We start from the raw sequence: 26567 nt of genomic DNA on the forward strand, positions 1-26567 counted from the left end.
CTTTAAGGAAGTAAGACCCCTGAAAGATTATCAGGTAGATAGGCTGGAAGTGGAAGCATAGTGATATGTGGAGCGGACCAGTACTAATCGGTCGAGGACTTAACCACATTAATGTTGGATTAAGGGTAAAGATGCGGTGTTGTTAAAAAACTTTGTGTGTACATGAATCAACGATCCAGTTTTGAGAGAACAAGGTTCTCATCAATTAAAGAAGAGTCACTGTGCGGTGACGATGGCGGGAAGGATCCACCTGTTCCCATTTCGAACACAGCCGTTAAGCTTCCCAGCGCCGAGGATAGTGAAGGGTTTCCCTTTGTGAAAGCAGGACGTTGCCGTGCAGCTCTTTTTTTTTATTAAAATAGGCTATAATTCCGCAATAGCTCAGTTGGTAGAGCGCATGACTGTTAATCATGATGTCGCAGGTTCGAGCCCTGCTTGCGGAGTTTTTATATGCTCATTTCTCATAAAAAAATAAGAACAGGCGCATTTCATTTGAAATGCGCCTGTTCTTTACATTTACTCACTACTATTAAAATGATAAATGGGCTCTTCTTTTTTATCATCAAAATCAACAACTAAGTCATATCTATTAAAAAACCAGTCATCTTCTTTACTTGTAAAGTAAGTGATACCATTAATTTCTTTTTTTCCTAATAGGTTTCCCTCTGGTTTCTCAGCATTCATTCCAACTGAGAAACCGTCATGAACTTCTGTGTTTCCATATACTTTTCCATAAAAGTGAACCCCATCACCTGGCTCTAATGCCATCTCGTTTTCAAACCAAAAAACCGCTTTATCTGTTATTTTAATATTCATATATATTTCCTCCATTATATCATTTGTTATTCTTCAAGGTAAGGTCTGTCTTGGGTAACTTATTCGCGATAGGGAATCCATTTAGGCATAGACAAGAGTGTTTTCCATAGTGAATCAGGAATATAATAAGACACTCTTTCATTTTTCTTTAAATAGCTGTGTATTGAATCTTTTTTTCCATTTTCAACTTTTTGTACCCATTGAGGATCTACAAGCAATTGCTTTCCCAGAGAAACTAATTGCGAATATTCTAGAGCTTTTTCAGCATCATCTGGCGTTTTAATCGAACCTACACTAATTAAAGGGACTCTGTTATTTATATATTCACCGATTGATTTTGGAATCTGGTGTTGATAATTGCGAAACCCGACTAATGATGGTTGATAATAGTAATTAACGGATAAATGAAGATAATCGATATTTTCATTTATCAAGCAATCAATTAGAAAAAAAGTGTCTTCAATTCTTATTCCAGGCTTTTCGATTTCTTCTGGTGAAAACCGATAACCAAGAAGAAAAGGTCGATCAGAGTGCTTTTCGATGATCTCCTGACAATGCTTTACAACTTCTATTGGGAAGGCAACACGATTTTTCAATGATCCTCCCCATCTATCTTTTCGTTGATTTGAGTGTGGTGAAAAAAACTGCTGCATAAGATAAGTGTTTGCGCCGTGAAGTTCAACACCATCAAAGCCTGCTTTGATCGCTCGCTTAACGGCAGATCCAAACTGATGTATAAGAATGTTTATCCCACCGTCTGTGAGCTCTTTTGGAGTATCAGCCCATTTTCTTTCTGCACGGATGGGGGAAGGGCACACAGGCTGTCTGCCACCGTTAAATTTAGTCTGGCTCATTCGGCCACCATGGTAAATTTGTAAAATCGCCTTTGCGCCCTGCAGTTTTATTGTTTTCGCTAATTTACTCAGCCCTTCAATGTGCGTGTCTTTTGCAATACTCATACCATTTGGAAAAGCCTGGCCTTCTGACGATATGTATGCACAAGCTGTGATAACTGCACCTGGACCATTTGCTCTTACCAAATAATAGATCAGTTCTTCATCAGTTATTTCACCTTCTGTTGTGCTTGAACTCGTTGTCATAGGAGCCATTAGAATTTTATTTTTTAGGGTTATATTCTTTTGAAAGGAAAAAGGTTTCAAAAAAGTGTAAGTCATTTATCTTCCCTCCGACTGAATTAAATAATGATAGTATATTTGAATGATTTATAAAACTAAACTGCTTATTCTAAATAGAATAAGCAGTGTTGTCAATTAAGTGGGCATGGGGTAGTTTGTAAACTACAATGAAACGACTCCCCTTAATAGAGTGTTTATATTAGTATAGTACATTTATTATGAATAATCCAAAGAGCTCTGAGGAGTGTCACGCTTGAATGTCTGATAGGAAAATTAATCAGAGACTGATCAGTTTTCCTTAGATTCCATATTAAAATGACGCTTAAGTCATTCCTTCAGCACTATGCACAAGATAGCCATAATGATTTTGGTCACGTTTACATAGCGCGAAGAAAGTGTTTTCAATATAATAAGAAGTATCAGATGAAGCTTTAATCACTGAAGATTGACTAAATAAATTTATTAAAGAAGGGTGTTTTTACCTATGGTAGAAATGGCAATGAAAAATATTTATAAACGTTATGATAATGCAGATGATTTTGCAGTCCAAGATTTTGATATGCGTGTTAAAGATCGCGAGTTTATCGTGTTTGTTGGACCTTCCGGATGTGGGAAATCAACAACTCTTCGAATGATTGCTGGCTTGGAAGAAATCACTGATGGAGAATTGTGGATTGGTGATAAAATGATGAATGACGTTGCTCCCAAAGATCGGGATATCGCGATGGTATTTCAAAACTACGCCTTGTACCCACATATGACTGTATTTGATAATATGGCTTTTGGTCTCAAATTACGTAAATATAAAAAAGATGAAATAAAAAAACGTGTTGATAATGCAGCTGATATTTTAGGTTTAACCCCCTTATTGGACCGAAAACCTGCGGCGTTATCTGGTGGACAACGTCAGCGTGTAGCCTTAGGACGTGCAATTGTTCGTGATGCTAAAGTCTTTTTAATGGATGAACCTTTATCAAACTTAGATGCAAAACTTAGAGTGGCGATGCGTGCGGAGATAGCTAAATTACATCAACGTTTAAATACAACGTCTATTTACGTTACCCACGATCAGACAGAAGCAATGACGATGGCGGATCGTATTGTTATTTTGAAAGATGGCTTCATCCAACAGATTGGCACACCCAAAGAAGTCTATGATTCTCCAGTCAATGTTTTTGTTGGTGGATTTATAGGATCGCCTGCTATGAACTTCTTTGACGTCACTCTTAAAGGCAATCACATAACGAATTCAGACGGATTAGATATAGAGGTGCCTGAAGGTAAAGTGAAATTACTTCATGAAAAAGGGTATAAAGATGGATCGAAATTAATTTTTGGTATTCGTCCTGAAGATATTAAAAGTGAACAAGTAGCTTTAGAAGCCTCACCGACATCAATAGTGAAATCAAAAGTTACTGTCTCTGAATTACTAGGAGCTGAAACAATGCTTTATTCACAATTAGGCGATATCGAATACATCGCACGTGTTGATGCACGAGATTATCATAAACCTGGTGAAGTAGTGGAATTAGCCTTTGAAATGGGTAAATCACACTTTTTCGATCCAGAATCAACAAATGTCATTCGTTGATTTAATCAACGCTAGAGTGTTCTTGCGCAAAACCTCTCTGATATACAATTATATCAGAGAGGTTTTTTATAATACGCATTTATGTTGGAGTGGATTTAGTGTAAAATGGAAGTATTATAAAGATGGTTAAAAAGGGAGGCTAATTCGCATGTTTTCTAAGTGCGAAGCGTATAATGTCTAAAGTAAGAGGATTTGAAATTGTATCAAAATATAAAGATATGGAAATAACTTTACCAAAGCGTGCAACAAAAGGATCAGCAGGTTATGATTTAATGGCTGCAAAGGATATCATCGTCCCGTCCGTATTCAAAGCATTACAGGGAAAGACTCAATCTGAACCAATGAAATCAACACTCATACCTACAGGGATCAAAGCTTATATGCCTGAGAATGAGTACTTACTTCTAGCTAATCGTTCTAGTAATCCAATGAAGCGCCAATTAGCCGTACCCAACGGTATTGGGATAATTGATTCGGATTATTATAATAATGACAACAATGAAGGAGAAATTTTTGTTCAAGTCATTAACTATGGTATGGATGACTTAGAGATTGCCAAGGGGGAACGGATTGCTCAAGGTATTTTTTCAAAGTATGAAGTCGCAGACAAGGAAGAGAAATTTTTTGATCAGCGTACAGGTGGCTTCGGTTCATCCGGAAAATGAAAGAGTTAAGATTTATTTTTGACATTCAAAAATATACAATATATACCAATATCTAAGCTAAAGGGGTCTATGAATTGGCAAAAAAGAAAGCAACCGTATTTGTCTGTCAGAATTGTGGCTATGAGTCTCCAAAATATCTCGGGAAGTGTCCGAGTTGTGGGACGTGGAATCAGATGGTTGAAGAAAAACTACCTGATCAATCTGATAGTCGAAGTCGCGTGACAATGTCAGGAAAAGCATCTAAAGCAGAACCCATAACAGATATAACGATTGAAAAAGAAGAACGAGTTAAAACTAAAATGGCTGAATTTAACCGTGTTTTAGGTGGTGGCGTTGTTCCAGGATCCCTTGTCCTTATTGGTGGAGACCCAGGTATTGGTAAATCAACCCTACTCCTACAAGTTTCTGCCCAGTTAAATCAACAAGGTGGAAAAGTACTTTATGTTTCAGGTGAAGAAAGTGCGGCTCAAATTAAAATGAGGGCAGAACGCTTAGAGTTACGGGGAACAGATTTTTATTTATATGCGGAGACTGAAATCAGTGCTATACAAGGAACCATCGAAAAGCTGAAACCGGATTATGTAATCATTGACTCGATTCAAACCATGCACCATGTGAAAATCGATAGTGCTTCTGGAAGTGTGTCGCAAGTTAGGGAATCAACATCCACGCTTATGCAGATAGCTAAAATGAATGAAATTGCCATCTTTATTGTCGGTCACGTCACTAAAGAAGGGGCAATCGCTGGACCACGAATGCTAGAACATATGGTAGACACAGTATTGTATTTTGAAGGAGAGCAGCATCATACCTTTAGGATTTTACGAGCAGTCAAAAATCGATTTGGCTCAACAAATGAAATTGGTATATTTGAGATGCGTAATGGTGGATTGAAAGAAGTTTTGAACCCATCGCAGCTCTTTTTAGAAGAACGACTAGCTGGAGCAACGGGTTCGGCAGTTGTGGCAGCTATGGAAGGAACGCGACCGATGCTTGTTGAAATTCAGTCGCTGATTTCTCCAACGGTATTTGGCAATGCCAAACGAACATCCAGCGGTTTGGACTATTCCCGTGTTTCTCTGATCATGGCAGTGCTTGAAAAGCGTGCAGGCTTGTTACTTCAAAACCAGGATGCCTACCTTAAAGCAGCGGGTGGCGTAAGACTGGATGAACCTGCGATTGATTTATCTATTGCTATTAGTATCGCATCAAGTTACAAGGAAAAAGAAACGCGTCCAACTGACTGCTTTATTGGAGAAATTGGTTTGACGGGTGAAATACGAAGCGTTTCTAAAATTGAACAACGTGTTAAAGAAGCAGCTAAATTAGGATTCAAACGGGTATTTATACCAAAAAATAATAAAGATGGATGGGAAATGCCTGACAAAATTGAAGTGATTGGGTGTACAACCTTATCTGAAGCGATAAAAAAAGCGTTTATATAAAAAAAGGTGGATACTTTCGTATTTGCAGTTAAGGTTGGTATACTGATAAAGTGTAAGAGAATTTATAGACAAAGAGGAGGGAGTAAATGGTAAAGAAAGTAATCTTACTCACATTTGTACTCGTTGGAGGTAGCTTAGGCTATAACGTCTTTCCAGGACTTATCTCCAACTGGAGTGAGGCGCCCACGTGGTTGATGAATCCAATTATCGGCATGGTTTTAGGTGCAGGGATATTTTATATCGTGTCATTATCTACAGTAACACCTATAAAAAAAGGGTTAGTAAAAATTGAAAAAATATTCAGCGAAATGAGTACGACCTATCTTATGTTCGGAAGCATTGGTGCGATTATTGGACTTATTCTTGCTTTATTATTTAGTTATGGCTTAAATGCTCTGAATATTATTTTTATAAGCGATGTATTACCGTTCATATTAACCGTTATCTTAGCCTACGGTGGTTTTCAGCTGGGAACATCAAGAAGAGAAGAAATTCGACGATTGTTTGTACCTAAAACAGAAACACAAGAAAACAGTGATGTTTTGGAAAGAAAAGAAGGAGAGACCTTTCGTAAATATAAAGTTCTAGACACCAGTACAATTATCGATGGACGTATTTTAGATGTTGTTAGAACTGGATTTCTAGAAGGAGTTCTCGTTGTCTCTCATTATGTACTAAAAGAGTTACAATACATTGCGGATTCATCAGATAGTCTTAAACGCGTGAGAGGGCGACGTGGACTAGATATTTTAAATGCGCTACAAAAAGAAAAAAGTATTGCACTTGAAATGGATGATAGCGATATTCCAGAGACAGAAGAAGTTGATTTGAAGTTGGTTCATCTGGCGAAAAAATTGGATGGTATGGTTATTACTAATGACTTCAATTTAAATAAAGTGGCGGAGTTCCAAAATATCCATGTGTTAAATATCAATGAATTAGCTAACGCCGTAAAACCTGTCGTCATACCTGGCGAAGAAATGACAGTTATGGTTGTTAAGCATGGTACTGAACGTAGTCAGGGTGTGGCTTATCTTGATGACGGTACGATGGTTGTTGTAGAAGAAGGGAAGCATCACGTCAACGAAACTGTTGATGTAATAGTGACAAGCTCGCTTCAAACAAATGCGGGACGTATGATATTTGCTAAATTATCAAATGAAAAAAAATCGTTAAATAACCATAAGCAATTATCTCACTGATAGATTAAAATAGTCTCAAAACAGAACAATCTAAATTTACTTTTCTGAGTCATTTATAATGGAACCGTTCGTCTAGAAAGAATATTTTTATTGGTTTGAAATCGATAAATGAATAGTTTCAAGATGTTGAACGATTAAGTTTAAAGGTAATGCATTAATCAATTATGGTAGAAGATTAAGTGAAATAATGGTAAGTTTATACTACTAAGACTATAAAATGAATGAACAGGATAAGGAGTAATCAATTATGACAGAAAAAGTCCGCGTACGTTATGCACCAAGCCCGACGGGACATTTACACATCGGGAATGCACGTACAGCATTATTCAATTATTTATTTGCCCGTCACCACGGCGGAGATTTTATCATCCGTATTGAAGATACAGATAGAAAAAGACAAGTTGAGACAGGAGAAACGAGTCAACTAAACAACTTGAAATGGTTGGGTATAGACTGGGATGAAAGTTCAGATGTGGGTGGCCCCTATGGCCCTTACCGTCAATCAGAGCGTAAAGATATCTACGACCCACTTATCGATCAGCTCTTAACAAGCGGTCATGCTTACAAATGTTATTGCACAAGTGAGGAACTTGAAGCAGAGCGTGAAGCACAAAGAGCTCGTGGAGAAATGCCACATTATAACGGAAAGTGTGCCCATTTGTCTGCTTCAGAACAAAAAGCTAAGCAAGAAGAAGGCATCACACCTGTTATTCGTTTTCGTATACCAAAAGGTGGAACATATACATTCGACGATATGGTAAAAGGTGATATTACTTTTGAATCGGATTCAATTGGTGGCGACTGGGTTATTCGTAAACGTGATGGCATGCCCACGTATAACTTTGCTGTAACAGTAGACGACCATTACATGAAAATCTCTCATGTCCTAAGAGGAGACGACCATATTGCCAATACACCTAAACAAATAATGGTATATAATGCATTTGGTTGGGAACCCCCACGTTTTGGGCATATGACTTTGATTATCAATGCTGAAACAGGTAAGAAATTAAGTAAACGAGACGAAACAATTTTACAGTTTATTGAACAGTATCGTGAACTAGGCTACTCTTCTGAAGCTTTATTCAATTTTATCACGTTATTAGGCTGGTCTCCTGTCGGCGAAGATGAATTATTCTCCAAAGAGTCATTTGTTGAAATGTTTGATCATAATCGCTTAGGCACGTCACCAGCTGCCTTCGATGCAGGTAAATTGGAATGGATCAGCAATCAATACATGAAAAATATGGACCTTGACGAATTGACCCTGAAAGCAACACCACATCTTGTAGAAGCAGGGTACGTCAAAGCTAATCCTACTGAAGAAGAAAGCCAGTGGGTCACGAAATTAGTTGGCTTATATCAAGAGCAGATGAGCTATGCTGCACAGATTACTCAATTAGCCAGTTTGTTTTTTGAAGATAAAATCGAGTGGTCAGAGCAAGCGCAAGATGTATTAAAAGGAGAAACGGTACCAACCGTTCTTGATGCCTTTACTGAACAACTTAGAACAGTTGAACCTTTTGAAGCAGGAGAAATTAAAAAAGCTATCAAGGCTGTCCAAAAAGAAACAGGAATCAAAGGGAAGAATCTCTTTATGCCTATCCGTGTAGCGGTTTCCGGACACGAACACGGGCCTCAACTAAACGACACAATCGAATTGTTGGGAAGAGAAAAAGCCATTGGAAATATTAACAAAGCGCAAGATTTAATTAAATCCTTTTAAGGCATAAAACTGTTTAGAAGGTTAAAGCCATGCAACCTGTATTTCTCTTAAATGGTTGTATGGCTATCTTTTTGATAAATGGTATTCATTTTGATCGTTAAAATCATATATAAAGGAGTCTTCTACTATGATACACATTTATAATACATTGACACGGAAAAAGGAAACGTTTATTCCGCTGGAAGAAGGCAAAGTGAAAATGTATGTTTGTGGCCCAACGGTCTACAATTATATTCATATTGGGAATGCAAGAAGTACCGTTGCATTCGACACGATTCGTCGCTACCTTACTTATAGAGGATATAATGTAGATTATGTCTCCAATTTTACAGATGTGGATGACAAAATTATAAACGCAGCCAAAGAGCTTGGAAAGACAGCACCAGAAGTGGCTGATAAATTTATAGAAGCATTTTATGCAGACACACAAGCGCTAGAAGTAAAAAAACCAACCCATGCGCCACGTGTGATGGATAATATTCCTGAAATCATTGCGTTCGTAAAGGCGCTGATTGATAACGGCTATGCCTACGAAGCGCAAGGAGACGTTTATTACCGTACCCGTCGCTTTGAAAAATATGGAGAGCTCAGTCGTATTTCTTTGGATGATTTAGAGTCAGGTGCCAGCAATAGACTGGGTAATGAAACAAATAAAAAGGAAGACCCCTTAGACTTTGCTTTGTGGAAATCTGCTAAAGCAGATGAAATCAGTTGGGAAGCCCCTTGGGGAAAAGGAAGGCCGGGTTGGCACATTGAGTGTTCAGTAATGGCTACGAAATATCTGGGTGATACCATTGATATACATGCTGGCGGACAAGATCTTGCTTTCCCACACCATGAAAACGAAATTGCTCAGACGGAAGCTAAAACACATCAAACGTTTGCTAATTATTGGATGCATAATGGTTTTGTAACGATGGATGAAGAAAAGATGAGTAAATCTATCGGGAATGTTGTGCTCGTTAAAGAGCTACGCAAGCAACATGACCCGAAAGCCTTACGATTCTTTATGTCAACAGCTCATTATCGTCGTCCAATCAATTATTCGCTTGACGCCATAGAAGAAGCTAAGACAAACCTTAGTCGTATTGAGACGGCTTATTTCAACGCCTCACATCGATTAAAACAAGCAGAGCCCGCAATCGAATCAGATAATGATAAAATGAATGAACTGGAGTCACTTAAAGAATCATTTATCAGTCATATGGATGATGACTTCCAGTCACAAAATGGGATCACAATCGTTTATGACCTTGTCCGCTTCCTTAACCGTTATCTTAAAGAATCAACCGTATCTAAAGTGGTTATTGAGTTTGCCATGCAACTGATAGAAGAATTTATGTATGTCTTTGGTATAACAATTGAAGCAACGCATGATTTGTTGGATACGGATATTGAAAATTTGATCAAGGAAAGAAAAGAGGCTCGACTAGCGCATGACTTTAAGCGTGCTGACGAAATTAGAGACCTTTTGAAAGAGCAGAACATTATACTTGAAGACACTGCTCAAGGTGTACGTTGGAAACGAGGTGAATAAGATGAGTCGAACCGTTGATCCAAAACAATTAAATGGCTTAGCTTTAGCATATATGGGAGATGCTGTTTATGAGCAAGCTATTCGTGAGCATCTTATTTATACAGGGAAAACGAAACCAAAGCGCCTGCATGTTTCGGCAACAGCTTATGTATCAGCTAAAGCTCAGGCCTACCTCGTGGAAAGTATGCTGGGCCAGGAACTGCTTACTGAAGAAGAAACAACGTATTATAAGCGTGGACGTAATGCCAAGAGTTATACGAAAGCTAAAAATGCTGATACAAAAACATATAGTCAGTCAACTGGTTTTGAAGCGCTATTTGGCTTTTTATATTTAACCGGAAAATCAGAACGCGTGGATGAACTGATAGCTTGGTGCATTAGGGAAATTGAAAAACAGTAAAGAGAAAGGAGAGATAATATGGCAATACACAAAAGACCAAATAATAATGAAAAAATGAAGAACAAGGCTGATCAAACAGAATTTGCTGAAGATGAAATGGTCTATGGTAGAAATCCCGTACTTGAAACACTTCGATCAGATAGGGATGTAAATAAATTATTTGTACAAGACGGTTTGACGGATAATAAAATAAACAAAGTACTGACTGAAGCAAAAAAACGTAAAGTACAATTATCCTTTGTTCCTAAAACAAAACTCGACAACTTATCTGATGGAGGCAACCACCAAGGGCTTGTTTTAGCTTCCAGCCCTGTTAACTATGCCTCTATAGATGACTTGTTTAAAAAAGCTGAAGAAAAAAATGAAGAACCATTCTTTCTGCTCTTGGATGGGATTGAAGACCCACATAATCTAGGATCAATACTCAGATCAGCCGATGCGAGTGGAGCCCATGGCGTCATTATTCCGAAGCGTAGAGCAGTAGGTTTGACCTCAACAGTAGCTAAGGCTTCAGCGGGTGCGATTGAACACGTGCTGGTTGCTCGAGTAACCAATATGGCCCAGACGATTGATGAACTGAAAGACCGCGGACTATGGCTTTTTGGTACTGATATGAAAGGGAAGGACTACCGTTACTGGGATGTTTCTTCACCAGTAGGCCTAGTCATCGGCAGTGAAGGCAAAGGGATTTCACGTTTAGTTAAGGAAAAAGTGGATGAAACCTTGTCTATTCCAATGGTTGGAGATGTACAGAGTTTAAATGCTGGTGTTGCTTCTGGTTTGTTAATGTATGAGGTTTTAAGAAAAAGAAATGCATTATAAAACCAAAGAAATAAAAATGAAAGGAGGGGAGTTAAGTGAAAAAAGAGTTACTATTCGTTGATGGCTATAATATGATTGGGGCTTGGCCTGAGTTGGTAAAGCTTAAACGCATGGATAAAATGGCTGCTGCGAGAGATTATTTACTGCACGAACTCAGTAATTATGCCAAGTATGAGGGTATTGAAATACGTATTGTGTTTGATGCACAGCTCGTACCAGGTATTGCCCAGCGCTATGATAAATATGAGGTAGCTGTGATTTTTACAAGTGAAGGAGAAACAGCTGACAGTTATATAGAAAAAGCGGTCGGGGAAGAAAACCACTTAATTACCCATGTACAAGTCGCAACATCCGACTTAGCTGAACAATGGATAATTTTCCAACGTGGCGCCACAAGAAAATCAGCCAACGAACTCTTCAAAGACGTTAAACGTACGAAAAAGAATATTGCACTCGACAGTACGCTTTACCGCATGCAGAACCCCTCACGCAACTCCCCTCTGAAAGACAAAGATCGGAAACGTTTAGAGGCTTTGTATTATGATATGGTAAAGAAATCACAAAAAAAATAAAAAAGTAAATAAAAAGTAGACTATTAGACGACAATTCGTATCGTTGATAGTCTTTTTTTATATATATTTATTAGAATTTGCTCACAATCACAAAAAAATAGTGACTTTTTATTTTAAATGTCAGTATAATTAATTGAAACGCTTTCAAAGAATACAAGAAGTAAATATAAATGTAACTGTTCTGTTATTGTTAAATACAATATACAGAAGGAGAAGAAAGGATGAAAGATAATCAAGAAAATGAAAAAATGATACAAAAGAAGGTATTCAAAGATATAAGTGATCCGGTTATTGACGAATTTATACAACTCTTTCAATCGGGAGATAGAACAGTTTTCCCAGAAATAATAGAAAGAAGCGAAAGATTATTAAAAAAGGCTGTTTATCGACGTTTTATTAAAGGTTATGAACAAGATGACTTATATCAGGAAGCTTGTTTGATTTTAGTGGAGTCGATAAAAAAGTTTAATCCAAGCAAAGGTATGAGCTTTAACCAATTTTTTTCTTTGAGTCTTGATAATCATTTCAAAGGATTGATTAGAAGAAATAATGCCTTGAAAAGAAAATCGTTTAAAGAATCTTTATCTTTGGAAGGAACCTTAGAAGAAAAGGGGTATCAACTAATGGCAGAAACAGGATCAATACAACCTGAGGATCAACCCATTGTAAATGAAACGATGGAAGAGTACATACGTTATCTATCTGATTTCGAGAAAGAGGTTTGTCTATATTGCTATTTAGGCTACCCCTTTGATATGATTGCAGATAAATTAAGGTGTACAAAAAAACAAGTGATGAACGCAAAGCATCGTTGTACTGATAAATACCGTCAACACTTCTTGTAAGAGTCCACAATAGAGCAATCATTTATAATTTCAGTATTCGTTGAAAAGTTTCTCTTCAAACAAAAAAGCCTCTCGAGGCTTTTTTGTGTGTCATGAAAGGGTGTTGCTAGCTTTTTTCTTACGCTTTGAGCTCTTTGTGCCATCATGTTCCTGTCTAAAACGCTGGATCGTTGAGACATGATCCATTAAAAAGTTAGCAGCAATACCAATGGCTATGCCTGAAAGGATCCCCATAAAAGAGAGAACAGGGAGATATAGGAGGACGGTCCAAGTCTGTGCGATAGAACTCGCCACAAGGAGCTGGCCCAAGTTATGAAGGATTCCACCTGTTGCGCTGACACCAATAATACTGACGCGTTTTCCGCCGGCAAATTTAACGAACAACATACCAAGGTAACTCAAAAGGGCCCCTGCTGTACTGTATAAAAATGTGGAAAGTGTACCGCCTAGTAAGGTTGTCATAAGTAAACGCATCACAACGACTTTCAGACTATCCTTAAAAGGAAGGGTATAGATAGCGACAATAATAATTAAATTGGCAATCCCGAGCTTAGCACCAGGCGCAAAAGCAAATGGAAAGGGAATGCCCCGCTCGATTAGACCTAAAATAACGGCCTGGGCAGAAAGCAGTGAAATATAGATCATTTTTTGTGTGCGATTCATAATAAAATCCTTTTCTAATGTACTTGTTTGCAATAGTTATAGTTTGCCATAGATTGTATGAACTAGCTAGACTAATTAAAGATTTATTATACCAAATCTTATCTTGTGAAAATATAGACAGAATAGCACTTTTGTTGTAGTATGTACAGAGTAAATGATTTGGAAGGACAATGAAAATGAAAAAGCATAAAAAAATAACGTTAACTTTAATGAGTTTAACCGTACTACTTCTCATTTTAACTGCCTGTGCTAAGGAAAACCCTAGAGATTTGGCCGATGAACCGATTGAGCGGACAGAATTTTTACTTGGTACTATTGCGAATATAAAAGTATATAATGAAAACAGCGAAGATGCTTTGGATAAAGCATTTGAACGAGTGACTCAGCTTGATGATTGGTTTGCCATGCAGAAAGAAGATTCAGAAATTTCTGAAGTTAACCGTCAAGCAGGAATTGCACCTGTAGAAGTATCTGAAGAAGTCTTTCATGTTATGGAACGCGCCCTTTATTATGCAGAAGAATCTGAAGGGGCATTTGATCCAACAATCGGAGCAATGACCAGCTTGTGGAATATAGGCCAGGAAAATGCAGCTGTTCCCGATGAGGACAAATTGAATGATGTTTTAGACGTTGTAGATTACAGCTTAGTTGAACTAGACGAGGAAAAACAAACAATCTTCTTAAAAGAAGAAGGAATGAAGGTTGACCTGGGAGGTATCGCTAAGGGGTACATTACAGATGAAGCGGCTCGTATTTTAAAAAAAGAAGGAGTCAATACAGCCATTATTGACTTAGGGGGAGACATTGTCGTAGTAGGTAACAGTACACGTGGAGAAACAGAACCTTGGCGTGTTGGTATTCAGGATCCTTTTACTGAACGTGGAGAGATCATGGGGCTGGTTGAACTAGCTGATTCTGCTATAGTCACATCAGGTATATATGAGAGAAACTTTGAGGAAGACGGTAAATCTTACCATCACTTGTTGGACCCGGAAACAGGCTATCCTTTTGACAATAACATCTCAGGTATTAGTATTATAGCGGATAATGCCATGGATGGCGACGCTATCGCAACAGCGGCTTTTGCGATGGGGGTTGAAAAAGGGTTGACCTATATTAATGAAATGGCCGGCGTCGATATTATATACGTGACCAAAGATAGAAAAGTATACACCTCAGAAAACATCAGTGAGAAGGTAAGTATCAGTGATGACTCGTTCGAAAAAGCAGAATAGACTGAATTGACAGTTTTTAATATAAATGCTAATCTTAATAGGATATTGCCTGATATTTATCAAACGGAGTAATAAGAGAAACGAGGAAATATGATGAAGAAAAAATTAGCATTAGCTTGTACTGATTGTGGCTCTAGAAATTATACAAAAGACGTGAGTGATAAAGTCCGTACAGAAAGACTTGAAATAAAAAAATATTGTCGTTATTGTAAAAAACATACACTACACCGTGAAACAAAATAGTAATCACGTAGTAAAAGGAGCGGGATCGATTTATGAGTAAAGTTAAAACATTTTTAGGCGAAGTCAAACACGAGCTGAAAGAAACGACCTGGCCAAATAAAAAGACAATGAAAAAAAATACATTGACCGTATTTGGAGTAATGGCATTCTTTGGCGTTTTCTTTTATGCCGTTGACTCTGCCATCACCTTTTTATTGACTCTAGTATGACAAAATGCGAAAGCAGTAGAAATTAAAGGCCCTTCGTGCTATAATATAATACGAGAACCAAGAGAAAACCTTCTCTTTCACTGCATGTGAAGAAGGTTTTTTTAATACACAAAAATAAGACTTAAAAAGGAGTCTACAATGGAAGAATTAGAAAGTTCACAAGCATGGTACGTACTACAAACCTATTCAGGATATGAAAACAAAGTGAAACAGAACCTTGATTCACGCGCACAGAGTATGAAGATGGAAGATAATATCTTGCAGGTCTTGATACCTGAAGAAGAAAAAACAACAGAAAAAGACGGCAAAACAAAGACTGAAGTAGAAAAAACCTTCCCAGGTTATGTTTTAGTTGAAATGATTATGTCAGATGAAGCCTGGTATATCGTTAGAAACACACCAGGAGTAACAGGCTTTGTTGGATCGCACGGTGCAGGAAGTAAGCCTTCGCCATTACTACCAGATGAAGTGGACCAAATTCTTCGTAGTATGGGGATTAATCCACGTAAAGTTGAGATGGACCTTGAAATTGGTGAGCGTATTCAAATTAATGAAGGCGCGTTTGCGGGTATGGAAGGTAATGTGACTGCCCTTGAAACAGAAAAAGGAAAAATCAAAGCATCTATCGAAATGTTCGGAAGAGAAACAAGTGCAGAGCTGGATTATGGTCAAGTATCTAAAATTGACTAATTTTTATATTGCAATAACAAACGAAATGTGATAGTATATATCAGTGCGCCGTATACATTCTATTATGTAGAGGCGTAGAAACATAGTGGGAGAGGAAAATTGAAACCTCATTTAACCACTCACGGACACAAATCAAGGAGGTATGTCTCGTGGCAAAAAAAGTAGTTAATGTCGTGAAATTGCAAATACCTGCAGGGAAAGCTAATCCAGCACCCCCAGTAGGACCTGCATTAGGACAAGCTCAGGTAAACATTATGGGATTCTGTAAAGAGTTTAACGCTCGTACAGCTGACCAAGCTGGTATGATTATTCCAGTAGTTATTTCCGTTTATGAAGATCGTTCATTCACATTTATCACTAAAACTCCACCTGCAGCAGTATTGCTTAAAAAAGCAGCTGGCGTTGAGTCTGGTTCAGGCGAACCAAACACTAAAAAAGTGGCAACTGTAACAAGCGACCAAGTAAGAGAAATTGCTGAAACAAAAATGGAAGACCTAAACGCAGCTGACGTTGAAGCAGCAATGCGCATGGTTGAAGGTACAGCACGTAGTATGGGATTCACTGTCAAAGGTTAATTTGACAGACTTAATACTTGCTGACTCCGCATCCAGTCAATCAAAGTAGTTTTGATTGATATATATAATACAATCGACTAATCAGTCGGTTGCGTGCGGAGATTAAGTGGGAGGTCAAACCGTTAACACCACAATAAGGAGGAAAAAAACATGGCGAAAAAGAGTAAAAAATTCTTAGCTGCTTTGGAAAAAGTAGACAGAGAAAATAAATACAATGCAACTGAAGCATTAGAATTAGTTAAAGAAATCGACTCCGCTAACTTTGACGCGAGCGTTGAAGTAGCTTATAGACTTGGTGTCGATCCTAAACAAGCAGATCAACAATTGCGTGGCGCAATGGTATTGCCTCACGGTACAGGTAAATCTCAAACAGTTATTGTTTTCGCAAAAGGCGATGCTGCTAAAGCTGCTGAAGAAGCAGGAGCAGACGTTGTTGGCGATAGCGACCTTGTAGAGAAAGTTCAAGGCGGCTGGTTAGATTTTGACGTTGTTGTTGCTGCACCTGATATGATGGCTGAAGTAGGTAAACTTGGACGTGTCTTAGGACCTAAAGGTTTAATGCCTAACCCTAAAACAGGAACAGTTACACCAGACGTAGCTAAAGCAGTTAACGATATTAAAGCTGGTCAAGTCACTTACCGTGTTGACCGTCAATCAAATGTACATGTGCCAATTGGTAAAGTATCATTTGAAATTGAAAAGCTTCAAGAAAACTTAGCTGCATTACATGACGTTATTGTAAAAGCTAAACCTGCAAGTTCTAAAGGTGTTTACATTAAAAACATGGCAGTGGCTAGCACATTTGGCCCTGGTGTTAAAGTAGACCCTTCAACAGTCATTAAATAAAAAAAGTTAAAATTTCTCTTGACCTGCGAACTATGGCTTGCTATACTTATGCAGGTTAAGGAAATAACTTAAATTAAATATGCATTGATGAATGATGGTAATAGCTTACTATTACCGGATAATACCGAAGACAGTATGTGGCTTAGGCCTTAATACCATACCGAGGACACATGTGATTACATTAATCAACTATGATCCCTCTATGTCTACGGTGACATGGGGTTTTTTTATGGAGTAAATTCTATTGAATATAAAACATAAAATGAAATCCTCATTTCAATCGATCAGGAGGTGAAACATCAATGAGTAAAGCAAATGTCATTGCAAAAAAAGAAGAAATCGTCAATGATATTACGAAAAAATTTCAAGACGCAGAAGCTGTTGTAGTCGTGGATTACCGTGGTTTAACAGTGGATCAAGCAACTGAATTACGTAAACAATTACGTGATGCAGGCGTTGAAATGCGTGTATTGAAAAACACTATGCTTCGTCGTGCCGCACAAGCAGCTGAATTAAACGATTTAGTAGATGTCTTCAAAGGACCTACTGCTGTCGCATTCAGTAACGAAGAAGTCGTAGCACCTGCAAAAATCATTGCAGAATTTGCTAAAGATGCAGAAGCTTTAGAAATTAAAGGCGGCGTATTGGAAGGTAAAGTGGCAAGCGTTGAACAAATCAACAAAATTGCTACACTACCAAGCAGAGACGGACTCCTTTCTATGCTATTATCTGTACTTCAAGCACCTGTCAGAAACACAGCCTTGGCAATCAAAGCTGTTGCAGAGAAAAAAGAAGAGGAAGCTGCATAAAGCAGTCGACTCAACGGACATACTGCTATTCAGTGGTATGGCAAGCTAAAACTAAACTAATTTAAATTACAAATGGAGGAAAACAAAAATGGCATTAGATATTGAAAAAATCATTGCTGACTTGAAAGAGTCAACTGTCGTAGAATTAAACGACTTAGTAAGTGCGATCGAAGAAGAATTCGGCGTTGAAGCTGCAGCTCCAGTAGCAGCAGCAGGAGCTGGCGCAGCTGCAGAAGCAGAACAAACAGAATTTACTGTTGAATTAACAAGCGCAGGTTCAGCAAAAATCAAAGTTATCAAAGCAGTTCGTGAAGCTACAGGTCTTGGCTTGAAAGAAGCTAAAGCATTAGTAGACGGCGCACCAGCACCCGTTAAAGAAAATGTTTCTAAAGAAGAAGCAGAAGAATTACAAAGTAAATTAGAAGAAGCAGGCGCTTCTGTAGAAGTTAAATAATTTAATTTAACTATAAAAACCCCTTCGCTGTAAAGATACTCTTTATGGTGAAGGGGTTTTTTGTTTTTTTACACTATTAACCATAGCCTAAAATCAGCTGGTATAAAAGTATGGAATATGAATGTAGCAAGCATGATAAATTTAAAAGTGAAAAATTACTTTTATAGAAGGAAGACCTATTAATAAAGGTAGTAGATTGATATTGAGATCCTCAACAGATAAGAAATGACCGTTGCGTAACGTAAAATCCTTATCTATATTTTGTAACCGTTTTATATTATATTTAGTTTAGAAAACATAAGGAGGAAAAAACAATGAAAAAAGCATTAATAATTTGTGCAGGTGGAATGTCATCATCTCTTATTGCAAAAAAAACAACAGACTATCTTAAGGAAAAAGGGGAAAATATTGAGTTAGATGCAACGAGCCAGTCACAAGGGACTAAAATGATTGAAAAAGATGAGTTTGATTTATATTTAGTTAGTCCACAAACTAGAATGTATTTTAGTAGCCTTGAAAAGGCTGCAAACAAAAAAGGCAAGCCTATTGTTAATATTCCGCCTCAAGCTTACGTTCCAATTACGATGGGTATTGAAAAAATGGCTAAGTTAATAGAAGATAATATCTAAAAGGATTCGATAATTGTGCTAAATCAAAAAGAGATTATGATCATAGACCAATTCTACAAAAATCAAGATATTTATTTAACAAGCAAAGATATTGCGAAAGAACTCAAGGTCACTGAAAAAACGGCACGAAAATATATTAAACAGTTAAATCAAACATTGGATAAAAAATAGTTCAAATTAGATCGGTCCCAGGACATGGTTTTAAATTAGATATTCAAAATGAAGAAACTTTTAAGTATTTCTATCAAACAAGAAAAAGAGAATCTAGAGAAAAGAAAAGTATTAATTATATAGAAAGTTCATCAGATCGCCAATACTATATATTGAAAAAAATCTGTCTTGAAAATGAAATGTTATTTTTAGATGATATTCAAAGGGATTTAGCTATTTCACAATCAACACTAATCAATGATATTCAAAATATTAATAAAAAGCTAGGTCGATATGAATTATCTCTAAAAAATAGTAAAAAGAAAGGGGCATCAATAGAAGGTAGGGAACAAAATAAACGGCATTTTATAATGAATTACTTTTTTTTGGAGCGTCTACAAAATAATCTAAAGAGTCTAGGAGAGATATCAACATTATTAACAACCATTAGCCCAGAAGAAATTCTTCTGATTGTCCTAGATGAATGTAGGAATGCTAAATTAAAATTAAATGATACAGTGATGCTAAATATTGTCACACATATCTCCTTAGCCTTACAAAGAATAAAAGAAGGGTATCAGATAAATTTTAATCAGGAATTTGACTTTCATAAATATAAAACTGAATATACTACTGCTGAGCGAATTGTTATTCGTTTGAGAAAGAGTTCAGATATAGAACTACCGCATGAAGAAATAAAAAATATTGCTCTTCACTTGAAAAATAAAAGTTCCAAAAGTTCATTTATAAATGTTGATAAGAGAACAGAATTTATACAGAAAGAAATTAAATTTGTTCTTGAAATGGTAAAAAGAGATACAGGGATATCTTTAATGGATGATAGTGTTCTGATAAATGGATTGCTGGATCACTTTTCACCGTTTTTGGAGAGACTTAGAAATAATAACAAGCTTACTAATCCAGTTTTAAAAGAGATACAGTCTAATTATAATAATGAACTTGAATTAACAAAACATTACTTTTCTCAAATGTCACTATTAAAGGATTATGATGTTTCCGAAGATGAGTGGGCTTATCTATCTCTTCATATAATTGCTGCACTAGAGAGAACAACATCGAGGGAAAAGAAAAATACGTTAGTCATATGTGCAACCGGTTTAGGGAGTTCGCAAATGCTTAAAGTGCGTTTAGAACATGAGCTAGGAACTAAACTTAATATTGTTAAGGTAATTAGCTATTATGAAATTTGTGATGAAGTTTTAGAGGGCATAGATCTAATCGTTTCATCCATAGATTTATCAAATGTTGTATTCAATATACCTGTTGTTAATGTCAGTGTTTTACTAAATGAAGCTGATATAAAATTAATTAATGAATCATTTGCTAGCCGTACAGTACCCGTTCTATCACAGAATATTAAGGTGTCGGATGAAAATAATCGATTAGATTACTTAATAAAGAAATATTTTAGTCCTGATTTATTTTATATTTCAAATACCATTAATAGTAAAAATGAAGCATTAGATATTCTGGTTGAGAAGAGTATTCAATTAGATTCAAGTGTTTCTAAGAGTTTTTTGATTAATCAACTAAAGTTAAGAGAAAATTTTAGTACCGTTGTGTTCTCTGAGTATGTTGCTGTACCTCATCCCCTTGAAGGTGTCGGGGATATACCTAGGGTAGGGGTAATAATAACGCCTAAAGGAATTAGTTGGGATGATGCAAGTAAAGAGGTTAAGTTGACGCTACTCATTCTACCCGACAGGCTTGGAAATAATGAGCTTGATGAAGTCAGCAAGAGCATACTTCCAATTATTGAGAATGATGAGTACCTTAATGAGTTGGTATCTGTTAAAGATTTTAAAGAATTTAAAAAGAAACTAGTTAAATTACTAACATAGAGAAGGGGTTTTGAAAGTGGAGTCAGAGGAAATACAAGAAGTTGCCTTTAATATAATTTTAAATAGTGGAGATGCTAGAACATTAGTGCACGAAGGTTTTAAAGCGATGCGTGACTATCGATTTGTAGAAGCTGAAGATAAATTAGAAGAAGCAAATGAAAGTTTGATTAAAGCACATAATATACAAACGGAGTTACTTCATAATTATGCTGGCGGTTCAAAAATTAATATGGAAGTTATTATGGTACATGCTCAAGATCACTTAATGACAACAATGACTTTAAGAGAGGTCGCATTAGAGATGCTCATGATGTATAAAAAAATTGAGAAGGTGAACTAATAGTGGATATAAGAAAGAAAACGGCTATAAAAAATATGAGATTTAATCGTTTTATATTTTTGCGATATTCCTTAGCACTCTTTTTCTTTGCTAATTTAAACTGGTTTATATTTATGATACCTGCTAAAAATATATCATTAGTCATTCCCTTATTAATGATAATCGGTGCAATATTTCCAATAAAAGAATTTTTAATACTTTATGATGTGAATAAAACAATAGAATTAAAAAATACAAAAGTATATTATATTGTGCAGTTAATTCTAAATCTATTGCTCATAACATCTACGTTTCAGTCACAAATATTTAGTGTGATGTTTCCATTTTTAAATATAAATTCATACGGTATTTTAGGTATGAGTAGCATATTAGGTTTAGGAATAGTTATTGGTCTATTTGGTTTACGTAAAATAACTGCTTTAGAAAATGATAGAGATAAAGGGTATAAAACGTATATGGATTTCAAAAAATCATTAAAGGTGAGTGAATTAAATGGAAAATGAAAATAATAAATTTTTTCAATTAATGGAAAAATATTTAATGGGACCACTAGGAAAAATAGCTCAATTAAAAGTAGTAAGAGGTATTATGGGGGCAGGAATGGCTACTATACCTTTCACGATAGTAGGATCAATGTTCTTGGTATTTAATGTATTACCACTAACATTTCCTTTTTTAGAGAACTTCTTTAATGCTACTTTCTTTAAATTCAGTGATTTATACATGCTAGCAAATGCGACAACTATGGGATTGCTGGCACTATACTTTAATGTGAGTTTGGGGTATGAATATTCTCAAATTATTGCAGAAGAAGATGATGTAAATATTAGCGGATTAAATGGTGCGCTACTATCCATGTTTGCTTTCTTTATGACGATCCCAGAACTTGTGTTTGAAAATGGTGCAGTCAATCGAGTGACTGAATTAACTGAAGAACTTAATATAGTTGGTGGCTGGCGTGTAGGCGGAAACGGACTTGAAAGGTTAGGAACGACTGGGATATTTGTAGGCATTGTAATGGCTATTATAGCAGTAAATCTTTATAAACTATGTGTTGTAAGAAAATGGATTATTAAATTACCTGAAGAAGTACCTGCGGGAGTATCAAGAGCCTTTACAGCACTGATTCCGGCATTCTTCGTAGCGTTTGTCATACTTGTAATGAATGGCATTTTAGTTGTATTAAATACTGATATCTTTCGCATAATTCAAGTTCCATTTGGTTTTGTTACAGATTTGACAAATACTTGGCTTGGTGTGATGGTTATTTATTTCATAGTACATGCACTTTGGTTAGTGGGGATTCATGGTGCGAATATTATATTTGCTTTGATTACTCCTATTACGTTAGCTAATTTAGCTGCGAATGCTGCAGGGGCTAACATACCATTAGCAGGTGAGTTCAATAATGCATTTGTTACACTTGGCGGTTCTGGGGCGACACTATTAATGACATTCTTTATAGCATTCTTAGCTAAGTCAAAACAACTGCAGGCTATTGGTAAAGCTGCTATGATTCCAGCATTGTTCAATATAAATGAGCCATTGATTTTTGGGCTACCAATTATTTATAACCCGTTTCTAGCAATACCATTTTTCCTTGCACCTATGGTAAGTGCTTCAATTGCATATTTTGCGATTTCATTTGAGATTATTAATCCACTAATAGCTTTAATGCCATGGCCTTCACCAGTAGGCGTGGGCGCATTTATAGGAACCGGTGGAGATTGGATGGCAGCTGTTGTAGCGATTATCGCAGCAGCATCAGCATTCTTAATATATTACCCATTCATAAAAGTGTATGATAAAAAACTAGTGGATCAAGAACAGGCAGAAATAGCTTAGTAATAGACTTTAGGAGAATGAATTGCACAACAGAGTAAAATATATTTTATAGTTAATGACTTCAAATTTTTATTCATGAAAGATGTTTTCTAAACTAATAATCGAGGTGTGGAATATGATTGATTCAAAAGGAACATTTCCAAAATCATTTTTATGGGGAGGTGCCGTTGCGGCGCATCAAATAGAAGGAGCTTATAACAGGGATGGTAAAGGACTCTCAACAGCGGATGTATTAACTGCTGGGAATCAGAAAGTTGCTCGTAAAATAACCGAAGGACTTGAGGAAGGTCTTTACTATCCTAATCATGAAGCGATTGATTTTTATAGTAATTATAAAGAGGATATTAAGTTATTCAAAGAGCTAGGGTTAAAAGCTTTTAGAACATCCATAAATTGGGCAAGGATCTTTCCAAATGGAGACGACGAATCACCTAACGAAGCTGATTTTGAAGTTTTATGATGAGCTGTTTGATGAATTATTAAAAAATGATCTTGAACCCGTTATTACATTATCTCATTTTGAAATTCCGTATGCTTTATACAAAAAATATGGAGGTTTCAGAAACAAGCAATTGATAGACTACTTTGTTCGCTTTGCTGAAACAGTCATGCACCGCTATAAAAATAAGGTGAAGTATTGGATGACTTTCAATGAAATTAATAATCAAATGGATACCTTTGATGACTTACTTGTTTGGACTAATTCCGCGGTTATCTTTGAAGAGGGCGATAATAAAGAAGAAGTTACTATTCAGGCAGGCCTTAATGAACTAATCGCCAGTGCAAAAGTAGTTAAATTAGGAAAGGAAATTAATCCTAATTTTCAAATCGGTTGTATGATGGCTATGGTCCCTGTGTACCCATATACTTCCCATCCTAAAGATAGTCTGGCAGCAAAGAAAGTAATGGAAAGACGTTTCTTCTTTAGTGATATACATGTTCGAGGTGAAATTCCAAATTATGCCCTAAGCTTGTGGGAGAAAAAGAACTTTAGTATCAGTTATACTAAAGAGGAATTAGAAGTCCTAAAAGAGGGAACGGTTGACTATATTGGATTTAGCTATTATATGTCTGTAGCTGTTACAACACTGGATGAAGTAGAAGGGGAGTCCGTCAGGGATTTTCCTAAAGCTAAAATAGTAAAAAATCCATATCTCAGAGCCAATGACTGGGGTTGGCAAATTGATCCTGATGGCTTAAGGTATACTCTGAATATGCTGCATCAGCGCTATAATAAGCCCTTATTCATAGTTGAAAATGGAATGGGAGCTTATGACGAAATAGAAGACGATGGTTCGATTCAAGATGACTATCGTATTGAATATTTAGAGGAGCATATCAAAGCGATGCAAGAAGCAATTAATAGTGATGGTGTTGATTTGATAGGCTATACCCCGTGGGGAGTTATTGATATTGTAAGTTTTGGAACAGGTGAAATGGAAAAACGATATGGATTCATCTATGTGGATAAAGATAATCAGGGCAATGGTACTTTAGAGCGCTACAAGAAGAAATCGTTTAGATGGTATCAAAATGTTATTGCTCAAAATGGGTTAAATGAATAGAAGAGCACCCGAGGAGTAATCACTTTAAAGAGTACACCTAGTATTTTTAAGATATGATTATAAATATCTTTTAAAGTTTGTTGATGAATTTTAGCAAGAACAATACGTATATCTGTGCAATTAAAAGAATAGCATATTAAAATATGGTCTAGGAGTGAGTCAATGTTTCATACACATTATGATGCGTTCCCTAAAGATTTTTTATGGGGATCTGCATCTGCTGCTTATCAAGTCGAAGGGGCAATGGAAGAAGATGGTAAGAAAAAGTCTGTCTGGGATAAATTTGTTCAAATACCAGGAAAGACCTTTAAAGGGAGCACTGGTGAAGTAGCTGTTGATCATTATCATCGCTATAAAGAAGATGTTAAGTTAATGGCGGAGCAAGGCCTTAGAGCCTATCGTTTTTCAATAGCCTGGTCACGTATAATTCCTGATGGTGATGGAGAAGTTAACGAAAAAGGACTTCAGTTTTATGATAATTTAATTGATGAATTATTGAAATATGACATTGAGCCTATCGTGACACTTTATCATTGGGATATCCCACAAGCTTTACAGGATAAATATATGGGCTGGGAAAGCCGTCAAGTAATTGAAGATTTTACTCGCTATGCTGAAATTCTGTTTAAACGTTACAACAATAAAGTAAACTACTGGGTTAGCCTAAATGAGCAGAATATTTTTATCACACTAGGATATCGTATGGCTGCACATCCACCAAATGTTAAAGATGAAAAACGTATGTATGCTGCCAATCACATTGCACATCTAGCGAATGCATCAGTTATTAAACGATTCAGAGAATTAGATATGCAAGGAAAGATTGGTCCGAGTTTTGCATATGGTCCCACGTATGCGTTAAATAGTCAGCCGCTAAACCAACTTGCTGCCGAAAATAATGAAGCATTTAATGCCCACCTATGGATGGACATTTATGTCCGAGGAGAGTATCCATCTGTTGTTTGGAAATATCTAAAAACACAGGGTCTTGCACCTGAATTTGAGCCTGGCGATTCTGAACTTTTAAAAGCAGGTAAACCAGATTTTATGGGTCTTAACTACTATCAGACAATTACGGTTGAAGCCAACCACTTGGATGGAGTAGGCGCTGGTAAAATGAATACATCTGGCAAGAAAGGAACCAGTGAAGCTAACGGAGTGCCTGGGCTTTATAAATCAGTAGAAAATGAATTTGTAGAAAAAACCGACTGGGACTGGAATATTGATTCGACTGGTTTAAGAATAGCCATGCGACGTATAGCTAGTCGGTATCAGCTGCCGATTCTTATTACTGAGAATGGCTTAGGTGCATACGATGACTTAGAAGAAGATGGTTCTATACATGATCTTTACAGAATTGATTATTTGAAAAATCATATAAAAGCAATACAAGAAACGATTACTGATGGTGTAAATGTTATCGGATATTGTACTTGGAGCTATACTGATCTCTTAAGTTGGCTAAATGGTTATCAAAAACGTTATGGATTCGTTTATGTAGACCGCGATGAATTGGACAAAAAAGAATTGAAACGCTATAAAAAAGATAGTTACTTCTGGTATAAGAAAGTTATTGAAACAAATGGAGAAGTATTGGAATAAATTACTATAAACAAATAAGAAGAGTCCCTTAAACTTAAGGGACTCTTCTTATTTGTTGTTAAATTTTATTTGGAAGTATTTATTTATAAAAAA

General features: G+C 36.5%; 28 protein-coding genes, 1 tRNA gene, 2 rRNA genes, 1 pseudogene and 1 other annotated feature. Of the genes and pseudogenes, 29 read left to right on the top strand and 3 right to left on the bottom strand.

Annotated features, from left to right (window positions below):
- The 3 genes from BMX83_RS04175 to BMX83_RS04185 form a co-directional block, all read left to right on the top strand.
- Window positions 1-107 (top strand): 23S ribosomal RNA (locus tag BMX83_RS04175); the annotation flags it as partial.
- Window positions 108-222: 115 nt separating this feature from the next.
- A 5S ribosomal RNA gene (rrf, locus tag BMX83_RS04180) occupies window positions 223-338 on the top strand.
- A 32-nt stretch (window positions 339-370) separates the two neighbouring features.
- A tRNA-Asn gene (locus BMX83_RS04185) sits at window positions 371-443 on the top strand.
- A gap of 73 nt (window positions 444-516) precedes the next feature.
- Here the strand turns inward: BMX83_RS04185 and BMX83_RS04190 are convergent.
- Both BMX83_RS04190 and BMX83_RS04195 read right to left on the bottom strand, forming a co-directional pair.
- The gene (locus BMX83_RS04190; protein WP_091633797.1) at window positions 517-816 is read right to left on the bottom strand and encodes a HesB/YadR/YfhF family protein; all 300 of its coding nucleotides are present in this window, start codon (window positions 814-816) and stop codon (window positions 517-519) included.
- A 59-nt stretch (window positions 817-875) separates the two neighbouring features.
- Window positions 876-1991 (bottom strand): NADH-dependent flavin oxidoreductase, encoded by a 1116-nt coding sequence (locus BMX83_RS04195; protein WP_091633800.1) that lies wholly within the window; start codon window positions 1989-1991, stop codon window positions 876-878.
- A gap of 445 nt (window positions 1992-2436) precedes the next feature.
- Between BMX83_RS04195 and BMX83_RS04200 the strand changes: the two genes are divergently transcribed.
- The 10 genes from BMX83_RS04200 to BMX83_RS04245 all read left to right on the top strand — a co-directional run bounded on the left by BMX83_RS04200 (window position 2437) and on the right by BMX83_RS04245 (window position 12757).
- Window positions 2437-3543 (top strand): ABC transporter ATP-binding protein, encoded by a 1107-nt coding sequence (locus BMX83_RS04200; protein WP_091633803.1) that lies wholly within the window; start codon window positions 2437-2439, stop codon window positions 3541-3543.
- A 173-nt stretch (window positions 3544-3716) separates the two neighbouring features.
- Window positions 3717-4208 carry a dUTP diphosphatase gene (gene dut, locus BMX83_RS04205; protein ID WP_091633805.1) on the top strand — a complete coding sequence of 164 codons (492 nt, stop codon included), beginning with the start codon at window positions 3717-3719 and terminating at the stop codon, window positions 4206-4208.
- Window positions 4209-4282: 74 nt separating this feature from the next.
- Complete coding sequence (gene radA, locus BMX83_RS04210; protein WP_091633808.1) at window positions 4283-5653, top strand: DNA repair protein RadA; 1371 nt, start codon at window positions 4283-4285, stop codon at window positions 5651-5653.
- An 86-nt stretch (window positions 5654-5739) separates the two neighbouring features.
- Window positions 5740-6855 carry a PIN/TRAM domain-containing protein gene (locus BMX83_RS04215; protein ID WP_091633810.1) on the top strand — a complete coding sequence of 372 codons (1116 nt, stop codon included), beginning with the start codon at window positions 5740-5742 and terminating at the stop codon, window positions 6853-6855.
- A 247-nt stretch (window positions 6856-7102) separates the two neighbouring features.
- Window positions 7103-8581 carry a glutamate--tRNA ligase gene (gene gltX / locus BMX83_RS04220; RefSeq protein ID WP_091633813.1) on the top strand — a complete coding sequence of 493 codons (1479 nt, stop codon included), beginning with the start codon at window positions 7103-7105 and terminating at the stop codon, window positions 8579-8581.
- Window positions 8582-8708: 127 nt separating this feature from the next.
- Complete coding sequence (cysS, locus tag BMX83_RS04225) at window positions 8709-10118, top strand: cysteine--tRNA ligase (protein WP_091633815.1); 1410 nt, start codon at window positions 8709-8711, stop codon at window positions 10116-10118.
- Between the two features lies 1 nt (window position 10119).
- The gene (locus BMX83_RS04230) at window positions 10120-10518 is read left to right on the top strand and encodes a Mini-ribonuclease 3 (protein WP_091633818.1); all 399 of its coding nucleotides are present in this window, start codon (window positions 10120-10122) and stop codon (window positions 10516-10518) included.
- A 54-nt stretch (window positions 10519-10572) separates the two neighbouring features.
- Window positions 10573-11340 (top strand): 23S rRNA (guanosine(2251)-2'-O)-methyltransferase RlmB, encoded by a 768-nt coding sequence (gene rlmB / locus BMX83_RS04235; protein ID WP_245746626.1) that lies wholly within the window; start codon window positions 10573-10575, stop codon window positions 11338-11340.
- Between the two features lie 35 nt (window positions 11341-11375).
- Window positions 11376-11912, top strand: a complete 537-nt coding sequence (locus BMX83_RS04240) for an NYN domain-containing protein (RefSeq protein ID WP_091633823.1) — start codon at window positions 11376-11378, stop codon at window positions 11910-11912.
- 221 nt (window positions 11913-12133) lie between these two features.
- Window positions 12134-12757 carry a sigma-70 family RNA polymerase sigma factor gene (locus tag BMX83_RS04245; RefSeq protein ID WP_091633826.1) on the top strand — a complete coding sequence of 208 codons (624 nt, stop codon included), beginning with the start codon at window positions 12134-12136 and terminating at the stop codon, window positions 12755-12757.
- A 90-nt stretch (window positions 12758-12847) separates the two neighbouring features.
- Here the strand turns inward: BMX83_RS04245 and BMX83_RS04250 are convergent, their stop codons facing one another.
- Window positions 12848-13420, bottom strand: a complete 573-nt coding sequence (locus tag BMX83_RS04250) for a Gx transporter family protein (protein WP_091633829.1) — start codon at window positions 13418-13420, stop codon at window positions 12848-12850.
- Window positions 13421-13596: 176 nt separating this feature from the next.
- On the opposite strand from BMX83_RS04250, the gene BMX83_RS04255 reads away from it, so the two are divergent.
- The 16 genes and pseudogenes from BMX83_RS04255 (at window position 13597) to BMX83_RS04330 (ending at window position 26474) form a co-directional block, all read left to right on the top strand.
- Entirely contained in the window at window positions 13597-14655 is a 1059-nt protein-coding gene (locus BMX83_RS04255; protein WP_091633832.1) for an FAD:protein FMN transferase, read from the top strand.
- A 90-nt stretch (window positions 14656-14745) separates the two neighbouring features.
- Entirely contained in the window at window positions 14746-14898 is a 153-nt protein-coding gene (rpmG, locus tag BMX83_RS04260; RefSeq protein WP_091633835.1) for a 50S ribosomal protein L33, read from the top strand.
- A 32-nt stretch (window positions 14899-14930) separates the two neighbouring features.
- Complete coding sequence (secE, locus tag BMX83_RS04265) at window positions 14931-15107, top strand: preprotein translocase subunit SecE (RefSeq protein ID WP_091633837.1); 177 nt, start codon at window positions 14931-14933, stop codon at window positions 15105-15107.
- Window positions 15108-15245: 138 nt separating this feature from the next.
- Window positions 15246-15797, top strand: coding sequence for a transcription termination/antitermination protein NusG (gene nusG / locus BMX83_RS04270; protein ID WP_091633840.1), 552 nt, complete (start codon window positions 15246-15248; stop codon window positions 15795-15797).
- 149 nt (window positions 15798-15946) lie between these two features.
- Window positions 15947-16372, top strand: a complete 426-nt coding sequence (gene rplK, locus BMX83_RS04275; RefSeq protein ID WP_091633843.1) for a 50S ribosomal protein L11 — start codon at window positions 15947-15949, stop codon at window positions 16370-16372.
- Between the two features lie 150 nt (window positions 16373-16522).
- A complete protein-coding gene (gene rplA / locus BMX83_RS04280; RefSeq protein ID WP_091633846.1) occupies window positions 16523-17218 on the top strand; it encodes a 50S ribosomal protein L1 in 696 nt (231 codons plus the stop codon).
- A gap of 106 nt (window positions 17219-17324) precedes the next feature.
- Window positions 17325-17456: a sequence feature (ribosomal protein L10 leader region), on the top strand.
- Between the two features lie 64 nt (window positions 17457-17520).
- Window positions 17521-18027, top strand: a complete 507-nt coding sequence (gene rplJ / locus BMX83_RS04285) for a 50S ribosomal protein L10 (protein ID WP_091633850.1) — start codon at window positions 17521-17523, stop codon at window positions 18025-18027.
- A gap of 88 nt (window positions 18028-18115) precedes the next feature.
- Window positions 18116-18481: a 50S ribosomal protein L7/L12 gene (rplL, locus tag BMX83_RS04290; RefSeq protein ID WP_091633852.1), complete on the top strand. Its 366-nt coding sequence runs from the start codon at window positions 18116-18118 to the stop codon at window positions 18479-18481.
- A gap of 314 nt (window positions 18482-18795) precedes the next feature.
- Complete coding sequence (locus tag BMX83_RS04295; RefSeq protein WP_091633854.1) at window positions 18796-19110, top strand: PTS cellobiose transporter subunit IIB; 315 nt, start codon at window positions 18796-18798, stop codon at window positions 19108-19110.
- A 15-nt stretch (window positions 19111-19125) separates the two neighbouring features.
- The gene (locus BMX83_RS04300) at window positions 19126-19281 is read left to right on the top strand and encodes an HTH domain-containing protein (RefSeq protein ID WP_091633857.1); all 156 of its coding nucleotides are present in this window, start codon (window positions 19126-19128) and stop codon (window positions 19279-19281) included.
- A gap of 119 nt (window positions 19282-19400) precedes the next feature.
- Window positions 19401-21122 (top strand): BglG family transcription antiterminator, encoded by a 1722-nt coding sequence (locus BMX83_RS04305; protein WP_281242036.1) that lies wholly within the window; start codon window positions 19401-19403, stop codon window positions 21120-21122.
- A 16-nt stretch (window positions 21123-21138) separates the two neighbouring features.
- Window positions 21139-21462: a PTS cellobiose transporter subunit IIA gene (locus BMX83_RS04310; protein ID WP_091633862.1), complete on the top strand. Its 324-nt coding sequence runs from the start codon at window positions 21139-21141 to the stop codon at window positions 21460-21462.
- Between the two features lie 2 nt (window positions 21463-21464).
- On the top strand, window positions 21465-21965 hold the full coding sequence (locus tag BMX83_RS04315) for a hypothetical protein (RefSeq protein ID WP_091633865.1): 501 nt from the start codon (window positions 21465-21467) through the stop codon (window positions 21963-21965).
- Window positions 21955-23307, top strand: coding sequence for a PTS cellobiose transporter subunit IIC (gene celB / locus BMX83_RS04320; protein ID WP_091633867.1), 1353 nt, complete (start codon window positions 21955-21957; stop codon window positions 23305-23307). Before BMX83_RS04315 ends, celB begins: the two co-directional genes overlap by 11 nt.
- A gap of 115 nt (window positions 23308-23422) precedes the next feature.
- Window positions 23423-24872, top strand: a pseudogene (locus BMX83_RS04325) (6-phospho-beta-glucosidase).
- 162 nt (window positions 24873-25034) lie between these two features.
- Window positions 25035-26474: a glycoside hydrolase family 1 protein gene (locus BMX83_RS04330; RefSeq protein ID WP_091633870.1), complete on the top strand. Its 1440-nt coding sequence runs from the start codon at window positions 25035-25037 to the stop codon at window positions 26472-26474.
- Window positions 26475-26567: the final 93 nt, after the last annotated feature.

The sequence above is a fragment of the Alkalibacterium gilvum genome, assembly GCF_900109085.1.
Taxonomy (GTDB): Bacteria; Bacillota; Bacilli; order Lactobacillales; family Carnobacteriaceae_A; genus Alkalibacterium; species Alkalibacterium gilvum.